The organism is Sulfolobus sp. A20 (assembly GCF_001719125.1).
Lineage (GTDB): Archaea > Thermoproteota > Thermoprotei_A > Sulfolobales > Sulfolobaceae > Saccharolobus.
This window is the reverse complement of the sequence record NZ_CP017006.1, coordinates 1728042-1748147: the sequence shown is the minus strand read 5'-3', so window position 1 is coordinate 1748147 and position 20106 is coordinate 1728042. Positions and strand designations below refer to the sequence as shown.

15 protein-coding genes are annotated in these 20106 nt (G+C 34.4%); 8 read left to right on the top strand and 7 right to left on the bottom strand.

The features are described from left to right. Positions 1–187 precede the first annotated feature (187 nt). Positions 188–1387 carry a mandelate racemase/muconate lactonizing enzyme family protein gene (locus BFU36_RS09035; RefSeq protein WP_069283599.1) on the bottom strand — a complete coding sequence of 400 codons (1200 nt, stop codon included), beginning with the start codon at positions 1385–1387 and terminating at the stop codon, positions 188–190. Between the two features lie 189 nt (positions 1388–1576). On the opposite strand from BFU36_RS09035, the gene BFU36_RS09030 reads away from it, so the two are divergent. Both BFU36_RS09030 and BFU36_RS09025 read left to right on the top strand, forming a co-directional pair. Continuing rightward, positions 1577–2062: a hypothetical protein gene (locus BFU36_RS09030; protein WP_069283597.1), complete on the top strand. Its 486-nt coding sequence runs from the start codon at positions 1577–1579 to the stop codon at positions 2060–2062. Next, complete coding sequence (locus BFU36_RS09025) at positions 2059–2583, top strand: hypothetical protein (protein WP_069283595.1); 525 nt, start codon at positions 2059–2061, stop codon at positions 2581–2583. The genes BFU36_RS09030 and BFU36_RS09025 overlap by 4 nt, the downstream gene beginning before the upstream one ends. On the opposite strand, the gene BFU36_RS13870 is transcribed toward BFU36_RS09025, so the two are convergent. Together BFU36_RS13870 and BFU36_RS09020 are read right to left on the bottom strand one after the other, a co-directional pair. Then, positions 2555–2731, bottom strand: coding sequence for a hypothetical protein (locus tag BFU36_RS13870; protein WP_156770072.1), 177 nt, complete (start codon positions 2729–2731; stop codon positions 2555–2557). The two genes, BFU36_RS09025 and BFU36_RS13870, sit on opposite strands and share 29 nt — an antisense overlap. Then, positions 2728–3729, bottom strand: coding sequence for an ABC transporter permease (locus BFU36_RS09020; protein ID WP_069283593.1), 1002 nt, complete (start codon positions 3727–3729; stop codon positions 2728–2730). The genes BFU36_RS13870 and BFU36_RS09020 overlap by 4 nt, the downstream gene beginning before the upstream one ends. 95 nt (positions 3730–3824) lie before the next feature. On the opposite strand from BFU36_RS09020, the gene BFU36_RS09015 reads away from it, so the two are divergent. Then, positions 3825–5915 carry an ABC transporter substrate-binding protein gene (locus tag BFU36_RS09015; protein ID WP_069283588.1) on the top strand — a complete coding sequence of 697 codons (2091 nt, stop codon included), beginning with the start codon at positions 3825–3827 and terminating at the stop codon, positions 5913–5915. A 46-nt stretch (positions 5916–5961) separates the two neighbouring features. Here the strand turns inward: BFU36_RS09015 and BFU36_RS09010 are convergent, their stop codons facing one another. Continuing rightward, positions 5962–6834: an ABC transporter permease gene (locus BFU36_RS09010; protein WP_069284693.1), complete on the bottom strand. Its 873-nt coding sequence runs from the start codon at positions 6832–6834 to the stop codon at positions 5962–5964. Between the two features lie 652 nt (positions 6835–7486). Between BFU36_RS09010 and BFU36_RS09000 the strand changes: the two genes are divergently transcribed. Genes BFU36_RS09000 through nagA form a run of 4 tightly spaced genes read left to right on the top strand, consistent with a single transcriptional unit; the run spans position 7487 to position 11489 of the window. Then, positions 7487–8440, top strand: coding sequence for an ABC transporter ATP-binding protein (locus BFU36_RS09000; protein WP_069283584.1), 954 nt, complete (start codon positions 7487–7489; stop codon positions 8438–8440). Further along, positions 8421–9407, top strand: coding sequence for an ABC transporter ATP-binding protein (locus tag BFU36_RS08995; protein WP_069283583.1), 987 nt, complete (start codon positions 8421–8423; stop codon positions 9405–9407). The genes BFU36_RS09000 and BFU36_RS08995 overlap by 20 nt, the downstream gene beginning before the upstream one ends. A gap of 28 nt (positions 9408–9435) precedes the next feature. Further along, positions 9436–10401: an SIS domain-containing protein gene (locus tag BFU36_RS08990; RefSeq protein WP_083216378.1), complete on the top strand. Its 966-nt coding sequence runs from the start codon at positions 9436–9438 to the stop codon at positions 10399–10401. Then, complete coding sequence (nagA, locus tag BFU36_RS08985; RefSeq protein ID WP_069283581.1) at positions 10398–11489, top strand: N-acetylglucosamine-6-phosphate deacetylase; 1092 nt, start codon at positions 10398–10400, stop codon at positions 11487–11489. Before BFU36_RS08990 ends, nagA begins: the two co-directional genes overlap by 4 nt. Here the strand turns inward: nagA and BFU36_RS08980 are convergent. Together BFU36_RS08980 and BFU36_RS08975 are read right to left on the bottom strand one after the other, a co-directional pair. After that, a complete protein-coding gene (locus tag BFU36_RS08980) occupies positions 11478–13934 on the bottom strand; it encodes a GH116 family glycosyl hydrolase (RefSeq protein WP_069283579.1) in 2457 nt (818 codons plus the stop codon). The two genes, nagA and BFU36_RS08980, sit on opposite strands and share 12 nt — an antisense overlap. After that, positions 13931–15886, bottom strand: a complete 1956-nt coding sequence (locus tag BFU36_RS08975; protein ID WP_069283577.1) for a GH116 family glycosyl hydrolase — start codon at positions 15884–15886, stop codon at positions 13931–13933. The genes BFU36_RS08980 and BFU36_RS08975 overlap by 4 nt, the downstream gene beginning before the upstream one ends. Positions 15887–15937: 51 nt before the next feature. On the opposite strand from BFU36_RS08975, the gene BFU36_RS08970 reads away from it, so the two are divergent. Beyond that, a complete protein-coding gene (locus BFU36_RS08970; RefSeq protein WP_069283575.1) occupies positions 15938–18295 on the top strand; it encodes a M1 family metallopeptidase in 2358 nt (785 codons plus the stop codon). A 749-nt stretch (positions 18296–19044) separates the two neighbouring features. Here BFU36_RS08970 and nrfD read toward each other — a convergent pair. Further along, on the bottom strand, positions 19045–20082 hold the full coding sequence (nrfD, locus tag BFU36_RS08965) for an NrfD/PsrC family molybdoenzyme membrane anchor subunit (RefSeq protein WP_069283573.1): 1038 nt from the start codon (positions 20080–20082) through the stop codon (positions 19045–19047). Between the last annotated feature and the right edge of the window lie 24 nt (positions 20083–20106).

Here is a 20106-nt window from a genome sequence, read left to right as displayed (position 1 = left end):
TGTTTTCCAGTTATCTTTAAAAATTTTTTATTTTATCGTTGTATTATATTTTCACTTTTTAACGCCCTAAAAAATTATCGGTAAATTCTCCTTGATTTCTCCCTTATTATTGAATTTAAATATAAATCATGAAATGAAATAAAAAGTTTTTATAAAATACACGCTTATAAAAGAAATTGTTTAACGTCTATGTTATAGAATCCTTTGAGAATCCTCTCCACGTTCCCTTAACTACCCAAACAGGCTCATTTGGGTTAAAGTACTCTTCCCCTTTAACCTTTAGCTCCTCTACTAATTTCTCATTTACATCTACACCTATTCCAGGCTTATTAGGTACAATAGCATATCCATCCTTTATTGGAGTACCATCAAAGATTAGCTCCCTTTTCCACTTAGGAAACCAGTCATAAAACGACTCCTGAATGTACAGATTAGGTATTGATGCGTCTAGTTGAAGTGTTGCTGCATTTAATATAGGTCCTTGTGCGTTATGAAAAGCCATCTGAACGTCGAAAATTTCAGCTACTCCTACAACTTTCTTAGCCTCAGTAATTCCACCAATTCTATATAGGTCAATCTGAAGGTAATCTACCAGCTCTTCTTTTAAGAATATTAAGGCTTGATGCTTATTTATTATTCTTTCTCCTAGTGCTATTTTTAGGTTTGTGTTTTTTCTGTATTTTTTTAGTCCTTGTATGTCTTCTGGGTGTACTGGTTCTTCCATGAACCCTGGGTTGTATTTTTCTAGTCTTTTTGCTATTTTTATTGCTGAGTTTGCGTTGAATCTTCCGTGGTGTTCTATTAGTATTTCTACCTCTTCTCCTACTGCATCCCTCACTGCTTTTACCCTCTCCTCAGCTTCCCTTAAACCTTTCTCATCAATATTGTCGAAGTAGTCTCCAAAGGGGTCAAATTTTAAAGCCCTATAACCCATCTTAACCACTTCCTTAGCCCTATTATAAAAATCATCTGGAGTAACACAATTCTCATACCAACCATTAGCGTAAACTTGAACCTTATCCCTAAACAAACCACCAAACAACTTATAAATAGGAGAACCAAACTCCCTACCAATAACATCCCAAGAAGCAATATCAACAGCACTCAAAGCAGTAACAGACTCAAGAGAAATGGTATGATTAAAGTCGTGTTTATACCACTCGAATCTGTTTTTCTCGATATCAAAAACATCTTTACCTTTAAGCACCTTATTTATTTTCTTCACGAAGCTTGAAACAGCTTCAGCTCTTAAAGCACTTACAGTCTCTCCCCAGCCAACTCTTCCGTCGGTAGTAGTGAGTTTTACTAATACCATTAATGAAGCCCATTGGGCACTAGTAACTTCTCTTCCTATAATATAAGCCTCGATTTCAGATATCTTCGTCATACATAAATGCTAATCATTCTTTATTTTAAGTGTTCTCTTTATCTATTAATAGTTGTCATAGCTCAACATAAAGTTCATTTTGAATTTTTGATGTGAAAATCAATCTGATAATAATTTTTACGTTCTTTAGAAGTATTTGCCTATTAATTTGGATAAAGAATTTTTAGGCAAGTAACCACAAATAGTTATGTGAAGAGAAGGACAGTTTTCATGATTTTTCTCGTGTTTCTGTTACTAGGTATAGGTTTAACCTTGTTTACGTATCTATATACTTCAGCTATAACTAGTAAAGTATCTAGTTATATCTCATTATCAGAAGCTAGTGCTCGCTCATATTCCATTTTTACTAAAGCAGGGGATACAATAATAATAAAGGGAAATTCTACTAATCCAGTTGACATTTACATAATAAGCCCGGAAATAGTACCGTTGGCTAACTCAGTTACTTCGTTTAGAATATCGTTTTTGTCTCACATAAATGGTAATCTATATATTCAATTTAGAACTCTCCCGTATACTAACTTAACTAAAGTCTCGCTGGAAATTTTGGTAATTAATACTTGGTTTGAGGGAATTGGATATCTGATATCTGCATTATTTATCATTATTAGCTTATTTACATTTGGGTACTACAGATCTTTAAGTAAAAGCGTAAGGAGGGTGAAGAAGAGATGAAGAGTGTAGCTACTCCTTTCTATAGGGTAAGTGACGATTTATTTATAGATGCCTATTTCATAGATAAACTAACTAGGAGTTATGAGAGAATTTTACTGATAAGGCGTGATGTAGTATTAGAGAATGCAATGGTTGAAAAACCATTGGAGCCTATTCCTATACCAAAGGTAAAAGAGCTAATGGAGGAAGGATATAATGATTTAAATAATATGGAGGGAAATAGAAGAAATATTGACGGTATTGATACCATTTTATCTATTTTCTATAATCCAGGTTATTATTTAAGAAAGCAGGAGAAGGAGATTACCTTATCTTCTATTCTCAGAATATACGAGTTAGCATACAAAATGGTTCTAAGTAAATTAAGTAATAATAAGAATATTGAACTAGTATATTCTAAAATACATTTTATTAATTCTAGTATAAATTTTAATGGTAAAGAAGATGTGGTATATAACTATCTTTTTAATACTGATAATAGGTTTAAAAATGCTATTTTGAGTGTTTTATCTGAACAATAGCATATACTATTAAGAAGATTGATAATATTAGGACTACTAGTTGTGGGAAAAGAACTTGTGCCCCCCTATAGATTATTATTGAAAACAGATCTAAGAGTAGTAATGTATAACCTATAGCTAATAATGTTTTATAGCTCTCTAACATCATTCCTCACCCACCTTAACTCTAGGATCTAAGAACGAGTAAGTAAGATCTGCTATTAGATTTCCAACAATTACTGCTACAATTAGGATGATAAAAACTCCCATCTCGGTTGGATAATCATTTGACGTTATTGCTGTTATCAATAAGTTGCCCACTCCAGGATAAGAAAAGGTTTGTTCAACAAATAAGGATCCACCGAATGAGAATCCTATGGCTATTATTAGACTAGTGTAAAGGGGTAATATTGCGTTTTTACCAATATATTTGCTTTCGATTATATTTTTCTTCACTCCAGAAATCTCAGCAAAATTTACGAAATCTTCACCTAATACGCTTATAGTATTAGCCCTCATATGTAATATCCAACCTACTAGATTAACTAAAGTTAGGGTAACTATCGGAAGAAAAGCATGATATAACACGTTGATAATAAATGGCAAGTTTAACCCCGGTGTTACTTTAATACTATAGGCCCCTCCTGTAGGAAAAACGTGGTAAATGAAGCCCAATACAAACACAAGAAGGGCAGCATATACGTAAACCGGTACAGCCCTAAGAATGGATAAAGATACGGTAGAAGTTGAGTCCGTTTTACTTCCTCTAATATAGGCTAACTTCTGACCTAATCTTATCCCTACGAAGAAACTTATTATTATTGAGGTGGTTACGATAAATAAGGTCCAAGGGAGGGCTTGCGCGATTATCTCTGCCACCGGTACATCAGTTACTATCGATACACCAAGATTTCCATGAAGAATATTGCCAATGTAATTCACTGCGTTGATAAAAGGGTTTCCGTGAGGTCTTAGCGTATTTAGATATTGAACTAGTGATGCATAAAGCCCAGGTTTTTGGGCGAAATCTTGAGGGTTTATGAATTGCATGATGTAGTTGGCTGGAGAATACGGAGAATACTCTAACAGAGCCCAACTTATGACTACCGTTACAAATACTGCAATAATCACTGAGGCAATTCTTCTAATCAACCATTTATAATTCATAAATACTAATACTTTTGAGTAGATATAAGTGTTTTCCTATCGTATAATGAAGTTGTGATAAATTTTATTAATAGGTTAAATGGATATAATATCTTATGAAAAAAGAGTTAATATCAGAAATAGGTATATTGTTTTCAATTTTCGTAGTCTTAATTTCTTTAAGCGGTACACTAGCTATGTCTCAGACTTCAGCTTTCCCATCAACGCTAACGCTATCCTTTTATAACTCAAACATCGAAGCATACTCATCTTTTGCTACTTATAATCCAAACATATTTGCAGGAGGATTAGGTGGCAATACCTACGGTCTTCTGTACGCGTATTCTGCCATTGTGAACGTTACAAATTCCCAGATGATACCAGGATTAGTAGTATCTTGGAACTTTTCTCCATCCAATTGGCAACAAGTATGGACTACACAGCCTATAAATGTAACACTGGTTATTAGAAATGATACTGGCTGGAGTAATGGCCAGCCAGTAACTGCATATGACATATTAGCTGACTGTTTAGTGTTAGACATGTTCGGAGCCCCTCCTTTCCCTAATTATACTGTAATAAATAATTATACTATAGTTGAGACTTGGCCTAAAGATACGTTATCACCAATTTTATATACTTGTACATTAATAAATACGGCTGGACTGGGTTCTGTAGCACTGATTATACCTTATTCTGTTTGGAAACCAATAGTCAATCAGATATTAGGTAACTGGACTAAAATACAGAATACCAGTAACATGAAGTTGGCTAAACAAATAATAAATAACATTAGAACGGAAATAAAGAATTTCAGACCTAATCCCACAACGTATCCCTATAGTGGTCCGTTTTACCTTGCACAGTTATCTTCAAGTGAGATTGTACTTGATAAGAATCCTTATTATTTTGACGCTAAGTATATACCATTTAATCAAGTCATACTATATCAGTATGGACAATCGGATTTAGCTACAGCAGCGATAACAAGCGGGCAAGTATCCTTAGACTGGGCCGGATTTACTGGGCTATCTCCAACACAATTAGAATCTTTGCCTACAACTCTAGAGCTGATCAAGATACCACAGCCTTTTGGATGGGCACTAGCTTACAATTTGAAAGATCAATGGTTAAGGTATTATCAAGTTAGGGCTGCTATCGCATATATACTAAATAGGAGTGCTATTGCAGCTGTAGGCGGTCCGCTAACAGCTCCAGTGTCAATTCCTAACGCAATTCCGAATGAGAGCTACTATTCATTTTTAATGTCTCCTCAGTATTTGTCTTCACTTAATCCTTATAATGTTAATTTCACTAAGGCAGCTCAATTACTAGAGAGTGTAGGCTTATATCAGAAGAATGGTCAATGGTATTATCCTAACGGTACTCCATTTACTCTTGTTATAGGTGCTGGGGCTCCTCCACCTCAAGCGTTAGCTATGATGGAGGAAATTCAGAAGGAATTAGAAGCTTTTGGTATTAGTGTACAATTAAACATTTACTCGGTAGTAAGTCAGTGGCATCAAGCATGGCAGAATGGTACAGGTTATGATCTATGGTTTGAGAACTGGGGAAGCTCCTATTCCCCAGAAACTGCTCCATGGAGTCTAGTTCTGTCGTATTTTGGTGGATATCCATGGAATGTTACACAGTGGGATGAAAACTTAACTCTACCTAACGGTACCGTAATAGATTTCTATAAACTTCTTCAAGAGACTGAATCTCCTAATACAACTCAACAATTGATACAAGCTAATCAAGAGTTATCCTATTACATGAATCAGTACTTATTACCGGTATTACCATTAGTAGAGGTTGATAATTATGTAATTGTCAACCCATCCTTGTTATTAGATGCCCCTCCAGCTAATTCATGGATATGGCAGGAGTCAGAATATGGGATAGGGGGTACGGCAATGTTACAAGCTCTCATAGACTACTGGTATGTTCCGCTTTATAAGAGTACTATCGTTACTACAACTTCTGTAGCTACTACGACTGCAACTACTACAGCAACTGTAGCCACTACAGCAACTGCAACTACTACTTCTGTAGCCACGTCTACTGTTACTACAACAGTGCCAACAACTAGCACTGTAACAGTAACTAAAGCTGTTTCAAACACGCTTGCAATAATAGCTGCTATCATAGTGGTTATTATAGTGATAATTATAGCAGTAGTAGTTTTGCTAACAAGAAGAAGGTAAATATTCACGTAAAATATAAAAGACAAATTTTTAAAAAAGACTTTTTTTAATAGGTTCTAATTCTAGGGTTTGCAATCTCATCTATTCCGTAACTTAGTAGTATAAGACCTGACATGAAACCTATTATTGCTAAAGTTGGGAAGAAGAAGTAGAATATGGCTTTTCCACCTAATGCAGCTCCATAAGAAAGGGCTTGTTGTATCATAGCACCCCAATTATTTGGATTATATGGTAGGACGCCTAGGTAATATAGACCAACCTCAGAGTATACAGCTGATTCAACATTAAATATATAATGTATTGCAATGTAAGAACCTAAGGACGGTACTATTTCTCTGAAAATTATATACCTTCTAGTTAATCCCAACACCTTCAGTAACTCAGTTGCCGGTGAACTTCTCACGACTAGTACTTGCGATCTTACTGACCTAGCTAGACCAGCCCAACTGGTAACGCTTAGTATGAGAGCGAGGAAGAAGGGATTGCTTGTTCTGAATGCACTAGCTATTATTACGGTTAGTATTATACTAGGTAAGGTTAATACAATGTCAGTTATTCCCATTAGAATATTATCTATTATACCTCCAAGATATCCTGCGGTTATTCCCACAGCTATTCCTATTAAGGTCGCGAAGAGACCAGCCAAGAAGCTTACTTCGACTACCGATTTAGCTCCTTGTATGAGTTGTATTAATATACTTTCCGCAAAAGGTCCAGTGCCAAAAATTAGGTAAAAGTTTGAAAGTTGCGGAGGCATAAATATGGTCTGAGAGCTAGCTTGCAATGAGTAAGTTTTGGGAAACACTTCTTGTCCTATAGCAGCAATTAAAATATAGAAAACGGTTATTATTAATCCAACTCTCGATTTCCTATTTTCCCACATTAGATACAAATATTCCAGAAATTTGTTCCTCATAATATAATATGGTTTACCTATACTTTTTAATCTTTCCATAAACTGATCTACTACTCCTTAAGATTTTTCATGGAAAGATAATTACAAAATAAGCAAAGCTTCACCCTTTAAAGTGGGGATGAAAAGTGTGTAAACTCCTTTCTTTTCATTTTAGGGGTAGGGGAGCTAATAAGAAGGGTAGGTTAGGAATTAAGACTACAATTAGCCTTATGATTCCCTTATCCCTCCCTACACAACATTGTTGAAAGATATGAGATGGGTTTAAGATATGTACCTATTTGGTTGAAAGAAAATAAACTGAAGAAGAACTTAGTTAAGGAAGTTCATAAGGCAACTTATCAAGTTTTGAAGGAAAGGTTTAACCTACACCCTAAGCTTGCTCAAGACTGTTATAGGGATGCTTTAGTAATATATAAGTGTTGGTTAAAAATCCTAAGAGGGGTAGGATCCTAGGGTTCGTAAAGCGTCTGTATGGTTAACTCCCAGTATTTCATATAAATTAGATCTTGGGGGAATGATTGTGTGGATTAGGCAAGTTGGTGAGTTACCAATCCAATAACGTTTCTAAAGGAATTAATCACAGCATTTATCATTCAACTAGCTTTTTAAATCAACAGAAAACGTTTATAGTATTATATACATATTATAGTTTCATATGTTATTAGAAGTTTTAAACTTGAGTGTAGTCTATTCAACAAACGATAAGATCATTAAAGCTGTAAATGATGTGAACTTTGATTTAGAAAAAGGCGAGATTTTAGGAATTATAGGTGAAAGTGGATCTGGTAAAAGCACTTTGGCTCATGCTATTATAAGGGCTATAAAACCTCCCGGTAAAATAGTTTCTGGTATGATACTCTTTAACGGAACAGACTTGTTATCGGTTAGCCTAGAGGAGTTTAAGAAGATAATGTGGAAGGAAATTTCATTTGTTCCTCAAGCTAGTCAAAATGCCCTTAATCCTGTTATAAACGTTTATAGTTCATTCAAATATATAGCTGAAAGCCATGGATTGAAGGATGAAAGTGTAATGAGGGAAAAGGTCAATGAGCTAATTAAATCAGTAGGACTAGATCCTAAAAGAGTGCTTTCTATGTATCCTTTTCAACTTTCTGGCGGGATGAAGCAGAGAATTATGATTGCTTTAAGTTTACTTCTAGACCCGAAGCTCATAATAATGGATGAGCCGACGAGTGCATTAGACATGCTTAATCAAGAATTAATTCTTAGGCTAATTAAAGAGATAAATAGAGAGAGACAAATTAGCATAATTTTCATTACTCATGATATATTAAACGTAGCTCAAATAGCTGATAGGTTATTAGTTATGTACAGAGGTTATGTTATGGAGGAGGGGAAGGCTGAAAATATCATTAAAGATCCTTTGAATCCTTATACAAAACTGCTTATATCATCAATACCTCCCGTGAGAGGAGAAATAAGACCAATAAGTATCAAAGAGGATGCTAGTAGTCTTCCAATAAGTGAGAGTTGTCCATTTTTTAGCAGGTGTGAATATGCCTTCGATAGATGTAAGGAATTGCCTCAGCTTATAGGGGTTAAAGATAGAAAGGTTAGGTGTAGGTTATATGAATCTAATGGAGCTTAATGGAGTTTCAGTAATCTTTGAAGATAGGTCAGGTATTTTTAAAAAGAAGGAATTCTACGCATTGAAAGATATTTCTTTAAATATTCAAGAGAATGATCTATTAATTGTTTTAGGTGAGAGCGGAGCTGGCAAGACGACATTAGGAAGAGTAATGGTAGGGTTGCAAAAACCTACTAAGGGTTCACTAATCTATAAGGGATATAATGTGTGGAAGAATAGGAGGAAAATTTATGCTACTTACAGAAGAGAAGTTCAATTAATTCCACAAGATCCGTATTCAACTCTTCCATATAATAAAACTGTAGAAGAGATCTTATCAGCTCCTATCAAGAGATGGATGAAATTAGATAAAGACAAGATTAGAAAAAGGATATTTGAATTGCTTGAAATGGTTAAACTAACTCCACAAGAGGAGATCATTAATAAGTTTCCTCATCAGTTATCAGGCGGACAGAGACAAAGAATTAATATTGCGAGGAGTTTGTCACTTGACCCTAAGTTGATTATTGCTGATGAACCAGTCACGATGGTAGATGCATCTTTAAGGTTGGGTATACTTAATATTTTAGCAGAGATAAAGAATAGATTAAATTTATCAATGGTTTTTATAACACATGATATACCTATAGCTAGATATTTTTATCATTTGGTTAATAAAGGCAAGACAGTAATAATGTTTGCCGGTAGAATAGTTGAAGAAGGAGATTTAGAGGAAATATTGAGAGACCCTCTTCATCCTTATACTAAGGATCTGATAAAGATAACTCCTAGCATCGAAAATGTAATATCTGAAAGAAGAGTAATCGGAGAAAACGTTAAGGTAGACTATACCAGAGTTGAGGTAGGTTGTCCTTATAATCTTAGATGCCCTTTTGTGATGGAAATGTGTAGGAAAAACGAACCTAGTTTAATAAATACTAATGCAAACCACAAGGTTTCTTGTTATCTTTACGGGAAAAACAATTAAAAGGTAGGAGAACAAAAAGTTGAATAGAATGTTTTTCATGCATAAGGAAATTTATGAAGAACCTAAGGTAATAACAGACACTCTGAATGAGGTATATAATAATTATTATAAATATAATCCTCTCATTAGGGACTCTAAAAACATTTATGTAGTAGGTAGTGGTACTAGTTTTCACGCTTCAATGTATTTTGAAATGTTATTTAAAAATGCTAAGGCAATACAAGCTTCAGAGTTTACAAAGAGAGGTTTAGATATAAACGAAAATACACTTGTAGTAGGTATAAGTCAATCTGGTGAAAGTGTTGACACCGTAAATGCAGTAACATATGCCAAGAAATTCGGTGCCAAAATACTAGCGATCACTAATACACGTGATAGCACTCTTTACAAAATAGCAGATCAGCGTATATTAACTAAGGCGGGTGAAGAGAGGGCAGTAGCGGCAACTAAAAGCTACATCGCTCAGCTAGTTTCTATAGCTACTCTTTACTCGTTATATAATAAAAATCATGAACTATTGGAAGAAATAAAAAATCTATCAATGAAAGTTTATGAAATTTTATCCATGGAAGGATTATTTAGGAAGTATGGGCAATTCTTAACGGAAAAGATAGTGGTTTTGGGCTCTGGAATTTTATTCTCTACCTCATTAGAAGCCTCATTAAAGTTGAAAGAGACAGCGAATCTTCTGTCAGAAGCTTATCCATCCAGAGAATTTCTGCACGGACCGATGCAAATTCTAGATCCTCAGACTACTGTAATAATTTTAGGAAACAGTGAAGACGAGATTCAAGTTATAAATAAGATTAAACACTATGATTCAAGATTGATTAGAATATGTGAAGGATGTGAGATAAATATTCCGTTAACTAATGAATTATTGAAGCCAATACTCTATATCATCCCAGTTCAACTTATAGCTTTTTATAAAGCATTAGCTAAGGGTCTAAATCCAGATAAGCCAGAGAAGTTAGTTAAGGTAGTTAGAGAATGATATGTATAAGAGGGTTAGAGATTATAACTCCCTTAGAGACGTTAAGGGATGACATAGTAATTTATGATAATATAATCTCAAGAGTTGGAAGCAGTGGCATATGTAAGGAGGAGATAAGGGTTCCTAACAGTAAGTACGCGATCCCTGGTTTGATTGATATTCACACTCATGGAATAGGTGGGGTTTTAGTTAATGAGATCGCTACTGTTGAAGATTATGAGAGGATGAAGAGTTTTTATTATTCTCATGGAGTTACCACCTTTATTCCCTCTACTATTTCAGACTCTATTGATAGACTGATAAAAGTCTCTAAAATTCTTCACGAAGCCAAAAGTCCTGGAATTCACCTAGAAGGTCCCTTTTTAAATCCAAAGAGAAGAGGAGCTCATAAATTTTTGAGTGATAGGTACAATAACCGAATATTAGAAATTTCAAAACTTTTTAAAATAAAGAGAATTACTATAGCTCCCGAAATCTTAAAAGATAATGAAATAGAAGAATTAGCGGAAAACTTCGAAGTATCACTAGGACACACTGATGCAGATGCAACAATTACTAGGGAAGCAATAGGGCTTGGAGCTACTTCTATAACACATTTATTCAATGCTATGAGGGAATTTCATCATAGAGATCCGGGCATAATAGGAGTTTCACTAACTACTCCCATATACGTGGAAATAATAGCCGATTTAGTTCATGTAAGTGATATTGCAATAAAACTCGTTAGTATGGCTAAAAGTGATGACAGAGTTATTCTAATTACTGACTCTTTACACTCAGCAGGGATAAGTAACTTAGGAAGTTATTATCTATATGATGAAGAAATAATCTGTAATAGCGCTTGTTACTCCAAGGAGGGAAAGCTGGTAGGAAGTAATATAACTCTTGATGAAGGCATTAGGAGAGTTTCAAAGTTTCTGGGAATTAAAAAGGCTATAACATATTCCACTTATTCTCCCGCTAGTCTTTTAGGGATAGACGCCGGAGAAATCATAAGGGGTAAAAAAGCTGATCTCGTTGTATTAGATGAAAATCTAAAAGTGTTGTTAACTATGAAAGAAGGGAGAGTAGTATATTCATCTAATTAGGATTTCGTCACCATCCTTTATTCTTAAGGGAAATCTAGTTTTTTCTCCATTTATTGTTATGTCACCTATCGGAAAGTTTGTTTCGATTGCATTAACATCAGCAACTCCATCTTTAGTTTTTATAACCTTTATTTTTATTAGTCTGTTCTCTTCGTCGTAGTCTATTATCCCCCAAAAAGAGGGTAAAAGTATTATCCATGTGAAATTTTTCTTCTTAGGTCTTATCTTAAGCAGTTTCCTCCCTCCATCATAACTAATACCAGCATACGCCAAGGTTATTGAAAATGCAGATAATGGTCTACTGTAATATGCCCCCCACTCAACATGTTTCCAAAACATTCCAGCTGTCTCATATCTATCGTAGACTTCTTTGAGAATTTTAAGAGCTTCATCTTCCATACCAAGATAAAGTAGATGAGAAGCGAAAGCGAACTCAACTCCAGTCCATGGAGTATCCATCTGACTTCCAACCCTGTTGATTAATCCAGTATTGTTAAAGTAAGGAATATTTCCCACTTCTGATGGTCTAGGCTTATTTATATATCTTCCATTTATTAATCCTTCTCCTTCTATGAAATTGTTTTTAAATATTTCACTCATAATTTTTCTCTCCTTATCCTCATCAAAACAACTCTCCCCAACTAATCTACAATACCAAACTCCCATTAACTGTGATGATAAACAAGCTGTATCTCTGTAACCGCTCTCCGGATCATACCACAAATCATAATATTTTCCATTCCACAATTTATTCAAACCATTTTCGGCTTCTTCTAATAATTTCTGTTTTCCTAACAACTTAATTGCTGAATACCATAATATTGAAGTATATGATACGAAACCTATCATGCTCCAATCATCAAATGTCTGATAACTTATTTCTGAGGTGGTATAGCCTAGTAATGATCTAGCATTATCTCTCATATCTTGATTTCTGAAGAAGTTAAAGGTAGTTTTCCATTCTTGATCTATTCCAGCTGGAGTGAAGTGATATGGTAATCCGTCCTTTAAATGAGTCCTTACGATAGATTGAATAACCTCTTCAGTAGTCTTCATTAGAGAAGTATCACCAGTATATCTACTATACAAGTATACCATTAACAAATACTTTATTGAAGCGTCTAAAAGGTGGTACCCTTGTACCGATCTTCTATTAGGTATTCTGAAGAAATGTGGTATCCTATCCTTTGGATCTTTACCGGTTTTCTTAACAATATCCTTGACTGTTTCGACAATTTTCTTAAAATCAGATAGCAAAGATGGATCTTTCAAAATCGCTCTCTTATACTCTATAAAATTTTCTAGGATCGAATTTGCTATTATTACAAATTCTTCCGTATTATAATCTAGTCTAAACTTGTAAAGTTGTTCCAATAAGTTCTTTAATAGATCAGGATAAAGAATCAATAGTGCGGGGGCATAATGAAAAGCTACATCAGCGGTATTGAAAGCTCCTCTTATAGGTCCGTCAAAAACATCATCATAATATCCCTCCCATATACCTACTGAGAAATCTTTTGTAATTACTGTAATCTTCTTTAACGCTGAAATTTGTGAGCTTATTAAATCAGCAACATAGTTAGGGATATTTTTTGTGTTATAAATACTATTGATAAATTGAAGTGTTTTTTCTACTAAATAATTCATGTTCTCCTTAACGTATATAGCTACTTGTTCTGAATCCTTAAAGAAATTCTCATAGTAATGTCCTAGAACATTCCCATCGTTATCTCTGTAATTTGGGAAATACCATGAGAAAATAATGTTAGACTTAGGTTTAAAGTTTAGAAAGACATAATCCCCCGTTCCTTGATCCTCTACTATTCCATCGTTTCTAAAATCGGCAAAAGCACCTCTTAAATCATTTATCCTACCAACGTTTATAGTATTATCAGACAAAATTGTTAAATTACCATTATACGTCGGGCTATTTTCATTAGTTTCGTCAGAAGATATTGTTAAACCATTTTTAATCTTCCTTAATGAGAATTTAAAGGGAAATTTAAATACTAAAATCGATTCTCCAATTAAGTTGGAATCGACTATGAATGCAGGTATTGATGAATTCTTCAAATCTAATGGAATGGTTGGAGATAAGAATGTAATTCTTCCATAATTATCATAACTAAGTTCTGCTATAGCTCCTTTTCCCTCAAACAGAATTTTTCTCGTGGGTCTAACCCATGGTGTGTTATATGGACTAGAAGTTAGTAAGTAGTTGGTAGAAGCTAGTATTCTAACCTGTCTTAATTTCTCTATTCTAGTTAAAAATACCATATCTTCTGGATTCATTAATTTCTCGTTTCTATTAGTTAGTGAATATGATCCTACGTTAAAAATTGTAGGATCGTAAAATAGACCATCAGATCTTATTTCTACCGTGCCAGTCCCCAATCCTCCCAATGCAATACCGCTAGACAAATTATAAGAATACTCATATTTCATATCAATCCCTTTCTTTCCAATGCTAGTCTAACTAACCATATAGATGTGCTACCAATATAGGACATTAATCCTACGTATTTTCCATCTATTGCATCAATTCGAGACGATTGGTTCCATGGGTTTAATCTTTTTATAGTTTCCCACTCCCTTCTAGCAATCTCTAAACCTTCCCTAACCATCCCTCTCAATATCATGTGAGCGGATATAGCAAATGACACTCTAGGCCAACATGATTTTAACTGATCGTAATTTACGTTTACACTCCCATCCAAATTTACAGCGTTAGTTAGGCAGAAGTTTGATGATTTATAATTTAGTTCGTAAATGCTCTTCAAGGCTCCAACTATCTTATCCTCCTCTACAATAGGAGGTAGGTCGAGTATATCACACCAAAATTGACCTAGCAATTGGGAGTTCAAACAAGATCTGTCCTCTTCTTCTCCCTTCTTCCACATTATAAAATACCTTCCGTTCCACATAGAGTCTAAAGTCTTCTTTCCACACTCCAAAATTTTGTAATATTTCTCATCAACCTTTTTTCCTAAAATTTCAGAAACTCTAATAAATGCGTTTAAACTGCATAAGAACATAGAAGCAACGTATGAAGAAGTTCCATACATGTGGGTACCATCATAGGAGTTGTCGTATCCTCCTTTTGAGTCTGGTATACAATCTCCGTCCTTGTCCTTGTAAATTAGCCAATCTATTATTTCCTTCATCTTAGGATAAGCGTTTTCCAAAATTTTTACATCGTTAGTGAAGAAGTAGTCTCTAAATAACATTAATATGAAAGTAGGTCCTAAATCAGTCCACCAATAAGGATAAGATGCTCCATAAATAGGATCTTCAATACTATCTTCTCCTAAGTCATGGGGAACTTCCCCATTATTTATGAAGTTGAGGAAATAAGAATCAGCCTTTAGCACTAGGTCTTTATATAACTTATGGAGAGTGAAGCCTAAACCATCAAATGTGAGTGAGCCTATAGTGTTCATTAGCTTACTTACGTAAGGGTCTTCGTAAACTGCAAATCTTCCATCCTTAGTTAACCAGCTATTTGAAACCAGTACATATAGGCTATTCAGCATTGCGTCACCTAGCCAATCCTCTGATTCGATTCCTAAATAAGGTTCTAGGTTTAATGCGTATTCAGCAACTTCAACAGAGTTTTTAAAGAAATTCTCATAATAATGCCCATAAGGATAATGATATGGTCTCCCGTTGAAGTACCAAGATAATATAAATGTTTCTTCTCCATTAACGTCTTTCCAAACTATTCCTCCGATTTCCTCCCTAGCATAAGGCTTTATTTCGTATTCGCTATCGTGATTCTCTAACTTGTAGAAGTACGTTATATCCTCTGTCATTCCTCTTTTTCCAGGCTTATAATAAGCATAATTTGTCATCACATTACAGTCTTTACACCCCAGAAATATTTCTCCATAAGATGGGTCTGTTTGCAGTGCCCTCTTGTTCTTCATTATCACACCGTTAATTTTACCCTTATACGGTATGTTAACTCTACCGGCTCTTTTACTGCCAGTGACGTTTGGAAATGAGATAGCAAATCTGCCATTTGCTATAACCCTTATCTTAATAGCAGGAATGGCAGAATCTTTTACGTTATCTTTTATTAAGATAGAGTATACCTCCACCTTACTCACGTCTTGTAGAGGTATGTAATAGGAAATTTTAGGATATTCTACTTCTACGTCGAAGTCCTTTATATGCGTGTAAGGTGGTGGAGATTCTATGTTTTTACCCGGATTTAATTGTAGAAATACTGGGTTATCCCTCATATAATACACTATATGAAACCCTCTAACTACTTTTAAAGGATTAGACCAATTGTTCATAATAGTAATGTCTCCGATTGTTAAGTCTCTATAGAAGTTTATCTTACCAGTACCTATTCCTCCCAAGGGTACACCAAAGTATTCCTCCAACCTCAATCTAAATCCCCTACAAATAATTTTTTATGTATATAGCTATTTTAAAGATGTATGATTACCTTATATAGATATGAAATCTTTCTCGACTTCAATGGACCTGAATATTATGGCAATGAAAAAATCCAGATGGTTTCAGATGAGGATAAGTTAGAAATTGATAGTGTTGGAATAGAAATTTTGGAAGTTAAGGCAGACGGTAATAGTGTAAGATATGATGTAAATAACGATAAGTTAGTAGTATATTCTAAGGTAGGTAAGGAATTAGAAATAAGGTTCAAAGGGAGAGCCTCTGATAAATCAATAGTAGGTATTTATATCGCACCATATGACAATAATAAAAAGTATATTGTTACTACTCAGTTTGAGGCTTCTCATGCTAGGCGTTTTATTCCTTGTTTTGATGTTCCTTATATGAAGGCTAGGTTTAAGTTGTTTGTTAGGGTTGATAGGGGTTTGAAGGTTATTTCTAATATGCCTATTGTTAGTTTTAGGGATGATGGTGGTAAGGTTGTTTATGAGTTTGATGAGACTCCTAGGATGTCTACGTATTTGTTATATTTAGGCATTGGTGATTTTGAGGAGGTTGTTGATAGTAGTAGGGTGCCTACTATTATTCTTGCAACTACTGAGGGTAAGTCTAAGAGGGGTTATTTCGCAATGAACATTGCTAGGAAGGTCTTAGATTTCTACGAAAAGTATTTTGAAATACCATACCAACTACCAAAGGTTCACTTAATAGCTGTGCCAGAGTTCGCTTATGGGGCTATGGAGAATTGGGGTGCTATTACTTTTAGGGAGACTGCTTTGTTGGCTGATGATTCTTCTTCTTCTCAGCAGAGGTTTAGGGTTGCTGAGGTTGTTGCTCATGAGTTGGCTCATCAGTGGTTTGGTAATTTGGTTACTCTGTATTGGTGGGATGATCTTTGGCTTAATGAGAGTTTTGCTACTTTCATGAGTCATAAGGCTTTAGCAGAACTACACCCAGAGTGGGATCCGATAGGCTCTTTTATATATAATGAGACGCTTAGTGCCTTAGAAGAGGACTCTCTCTTCTCCTCTCATCCTATTAGGTCTGATGTTTCTTCTGTTAGTGATGTTGAGCAGATGTTTGATGATATTAGTTATGGTAAGGGTGCTAGTGTTTTGAGGATGTTTGAGTCTTTTGTTGGTGATGAGTTTTTTAGGAGGGGTGTTGTTTCTTATCTTAAGTCTTTTTCCTTTTCTAATGCTAGGGGTTTTGATTTTTGGAGTAGTATTTCCTCATCTTATGGTTCAAACATTAATGATGTAGTATCAGATTGGATAACAAAACAAGGCTACCCCATAATCTTTGTTGACATAAGAGATAGCTCAATTGAATTTCGCCAAAGGAGATTTACTCTATTGGAAAATAATGATAATACTATATACAAGGTCCCATTAACGTTTGAAACAAATGGAAAGTTTAGTACTTTGCTCATGAAGGAGTCATATTATAAATTAAGTGTAGAAGGAGGGATAGAGACTATAAAAGTTAATGTAAATAGGAGTGGTTTCTATAGAGTATTCTATAGTTCCTTAGAGCCAGTGTTTAAAGCTAATCTCAACAGATATGAGGAGCTAGGATTAGTGAATGATTACTGGAATTTTGTCCTAGCTGGTCTTTTTAAAGTGGATCAATATCTTAATATAGTCAAGAAATATGAATATACTAAAAATTCATTCTTAACAAGCGAAATTGTGTCTGAACTCCTCACTTTGTATAATATAAATAAGAATAAATACTATGACGCGATAAGAGAGTTTTTGACTAACCAAGTAAAGATCTATAAGGATTTGAAAGATGACTTAAGCAAAATGGCTTATTCCACTCTAATGAGTTCCTTAGCTTCTATTGATGAGGATTTTGCATTGGGCTTATCTTATCTGTTTCAGGAAAATGACAAGTTAGATAGTAATATTAAGGAAGCTGTCGCGATAGCTTATGGTGTTGCAACGTCAGATTTTTCAACATTACTGAATAAGTATATTTCTGCTAATATTGACGAGGAAAGATACAGATTTCTAAAAGGTATGGTTGCAATAAGAGATAAATCAGTAGTCGAAAAGATTATAGAATTGATATTTAACAGAACTATAAAGTTTCAAGATGCTAGATTCGTGTTTAGCTTATTGGCACATAATCCCTTTGTTAGGGAGGAAATCTGTAATTTCATTATCGATAACTCTGAGAAGGTTAAAGAATTTGTTAACAGTATTGGTGGGGGTCCTTGGGTTTTCGGTTATTTACTTAGGGGTACTATGACGATGTGCGGTATTGATAAGCCAAAGGAGATTCTTGAATTTCTTGAGAGGATAAAATATAAGGAGATCGAGAGGCAGGTTAAATCCACTGAAGAACTTATACAAGTTTACTCCAAATTAAAATAGATTTTTTTTGAAAGCGTTCATTTATAAGATTGAAGACTATCATAGTTGTTTTTCACTTCTTAAATCTTCATATTAAACTATTCTTTAATTTATACTCATTAAGATGTGTGTAAGTTATATCTTTAATTTTTATAAAAATTTATTAAATTAAGAAGAACGAGGATAAGACTTCTTTAGAACGATAGTCATTAATGCTCAAGATGAATTATCTCCATTACTTACTAAGAAGTTTTGGTTAATGATAAAATAAATTTCAGATTAGAGATTACGCAGTAACATTTTAGTAGGATATTGATATTCGCGCCAATTAACGCAAATTGATTATAATTACTAAAGGCAATACAGATGAATTTTATATCATAGTGCCGTTACATAGGTATAAAATATTAATTACAACCAGCTTATTGACGAATTAGATTTTACAAAATTTAAATCCTCATGACTATAATATATTAACAAATTTTATAATTTATTTTATACCTTCAAATGGTCATTATAATTCTGTATTTACCATTTACAAAATGTTGCAGAATTTTTCTCTATGATAGTTTTCTCTTCGTAAGACGCTCTCAAAAATAAATATTATATCACGCAACAAGGATAGAAATTAATAAATTTGGCACCATTGATTAGAAGTTCTTATTTAGCTAATATAAGTTACGAAAAAATTCATTAATTAGTATAGTTTATTTGTATTGAATTGGTTTTCATGATATAGTTAAAAAAATTTTATAAACAAAAAAGAAAAATTAACTTCTCCATCCGAACGAACCAACAGGTATAGGTTGATTACTAGTAGTTTGAAATGGAGTCATCGGAGCTAGCTGATATGCGTATTGCCCAGCAAATAATACATCGGCTCTAGTATAGAATCCCGCTATAAGGGCTAGAATAGCAACAACCAAGATTGCGTATTTAATATATGCTGGAAAGTCTACAATAGATTGTCCTCCGGTCGGTTTAACCATTCTCCATAACATTAAGTTTCCTACGCCAGGGATAATGAAAGTTAAAGCTAAGAAAGCTAAATCTATGATAAATGTTACAGAGGATAGCATATATTCGTAAGCTACTTGATCGAATACGTAGATAAAATTAACGTTAGCCATAAATAAGAACCACGTTGCCAGTTCTGCTATTGCAGAATACATTAAGATTTTTGCGGTTAACCTTCTCGCTCTTATTCCCTCCTCTCCTCTATCTATTAAGCTCATTATGTAACTCCAAGCAGCACCTCCTACAGTTCCAGACGCTAAAAACAGAGCTGGTAATCCTCCATTATTCCAAAATGGTATTCCAGTAGTTGCAGCTAATTCAAATCCGCTATACGTAGTCGAAAAAATGCCCGCAATTAGTCCCAGTATGGCTAATGTCCAATTAGCGACTACGTTTTTATTATTAAGCACTTTTAGTACCATGAACAGAAATGAGAATAATAGTAGACCTCCCACAAATATTATACCTCTCGCCATCCATGAATGGGTTAATTCAAGAAGAGCGTTAGCCGGAGCGAAGAATCCTCTGACTGGATTCCCTAAGTGTATATCGAAAGTTACTAGAGCTAATACTGTGAATATGAATGCGAATATTGAATTCCTTTTGACAAGATTAGGATATTTGCCACTTAACTCTAAAGCACCCGTTATAGCCATTAACATTCCTCCTAGTCCAGTAAAATAGAGAGCTAACGCTACTGTTATATCCCACACTGGATACTGATTAATCTGTATTATTGGCGAGTTTATTCCGAAGTTGGTACCAGGTGCTGGTGCAGTAAATAGACCCATTAAATAGAAAATCACATTAGATTA

Bases quoted from the DNA above. Each gene is read 5' to 3' on its own strand.
- BFU36_RS09015 (WP_069283588.1), top strand. From the start codon at position 3,825: ATGAAAAAAGAGTTAATATCAGAAATAGGTATATTGTTTTCAATTTTC.
- nrfD (WP_069283573.1), bottom strand. From the start codon at position 20,082: ATGGGTCTATTTACTGCACCAGCACCTGGTACCAACTTCGGAATAAAC.
- BFU36_RS08970 (WP_069283575.1), top strand. From the start codon at position 15,938: ATGATTACCTTATATAGATATGAAATCTTTCTCGACTTCAATGGACCT.
- BFU36_RS08990 (WP_083216378.1), top strand. From the start codon at position 9,436: ATGTTTTTCATGCATAAGGAAATTTATGAAGAACCTAAGGTAATAACA.
- BFU36_RS09025 (WP_069283595.1), top strand. From the start codon at position 2,059: ATGAAGAGTGTAGCTACTCCTTTCTATAGGGTAAGTGACGATTTATTT.
- BFU36_RS09035 (WP_069283599.1), bottom strand. From the start codon at position 1,387: ATGACGAAGATATCTGAAATCGAGGCTTATATTATAGGAAGAGAAGTT.
- BFU36_RS08980 (WP_069283579.1), bottom strand. From the start codon at position 13,934: ATGAAATATGAGTATTCTTATAATTTGTCTAGCGGTATTGCATTGGGA.
- nagA (WP_069283581.1), top strand. From the start codon at position 10,398: ATGATATGTATAAGAGGGTTAGAGATTATAACTCCCTTAGAGACGTTA.
- BFU36_RS13870 (WP_156770072.1), bottom strand. From the start codon at position 2,731: ATGATGTTAGAGAGCTATAAAACATTATTAGCTATAGGTTATACATTA.
- BFU36_RS09020 (WP_069283593.1), bottom strand. From the start codon at position 3,729: ATGAATTATAAATGGTTGATTAGAAGAATTGCCTCAGTGATTATTGCA.
- BFU36_RS09000 (WP_069283584.1), top strand. From the start codon at position 7,487: ATGTTATTAGAAGTTTTAAACTTGAGTGTAGTCTATTCAACAAACGAT.
- BFU36_RS08995 (WP_069283583.1), top strand. From the start codon at position 8,421: ATGAATCTAATGGAGCTTAATGGAGTTTCAGTAATCTTTGAAGATAGG.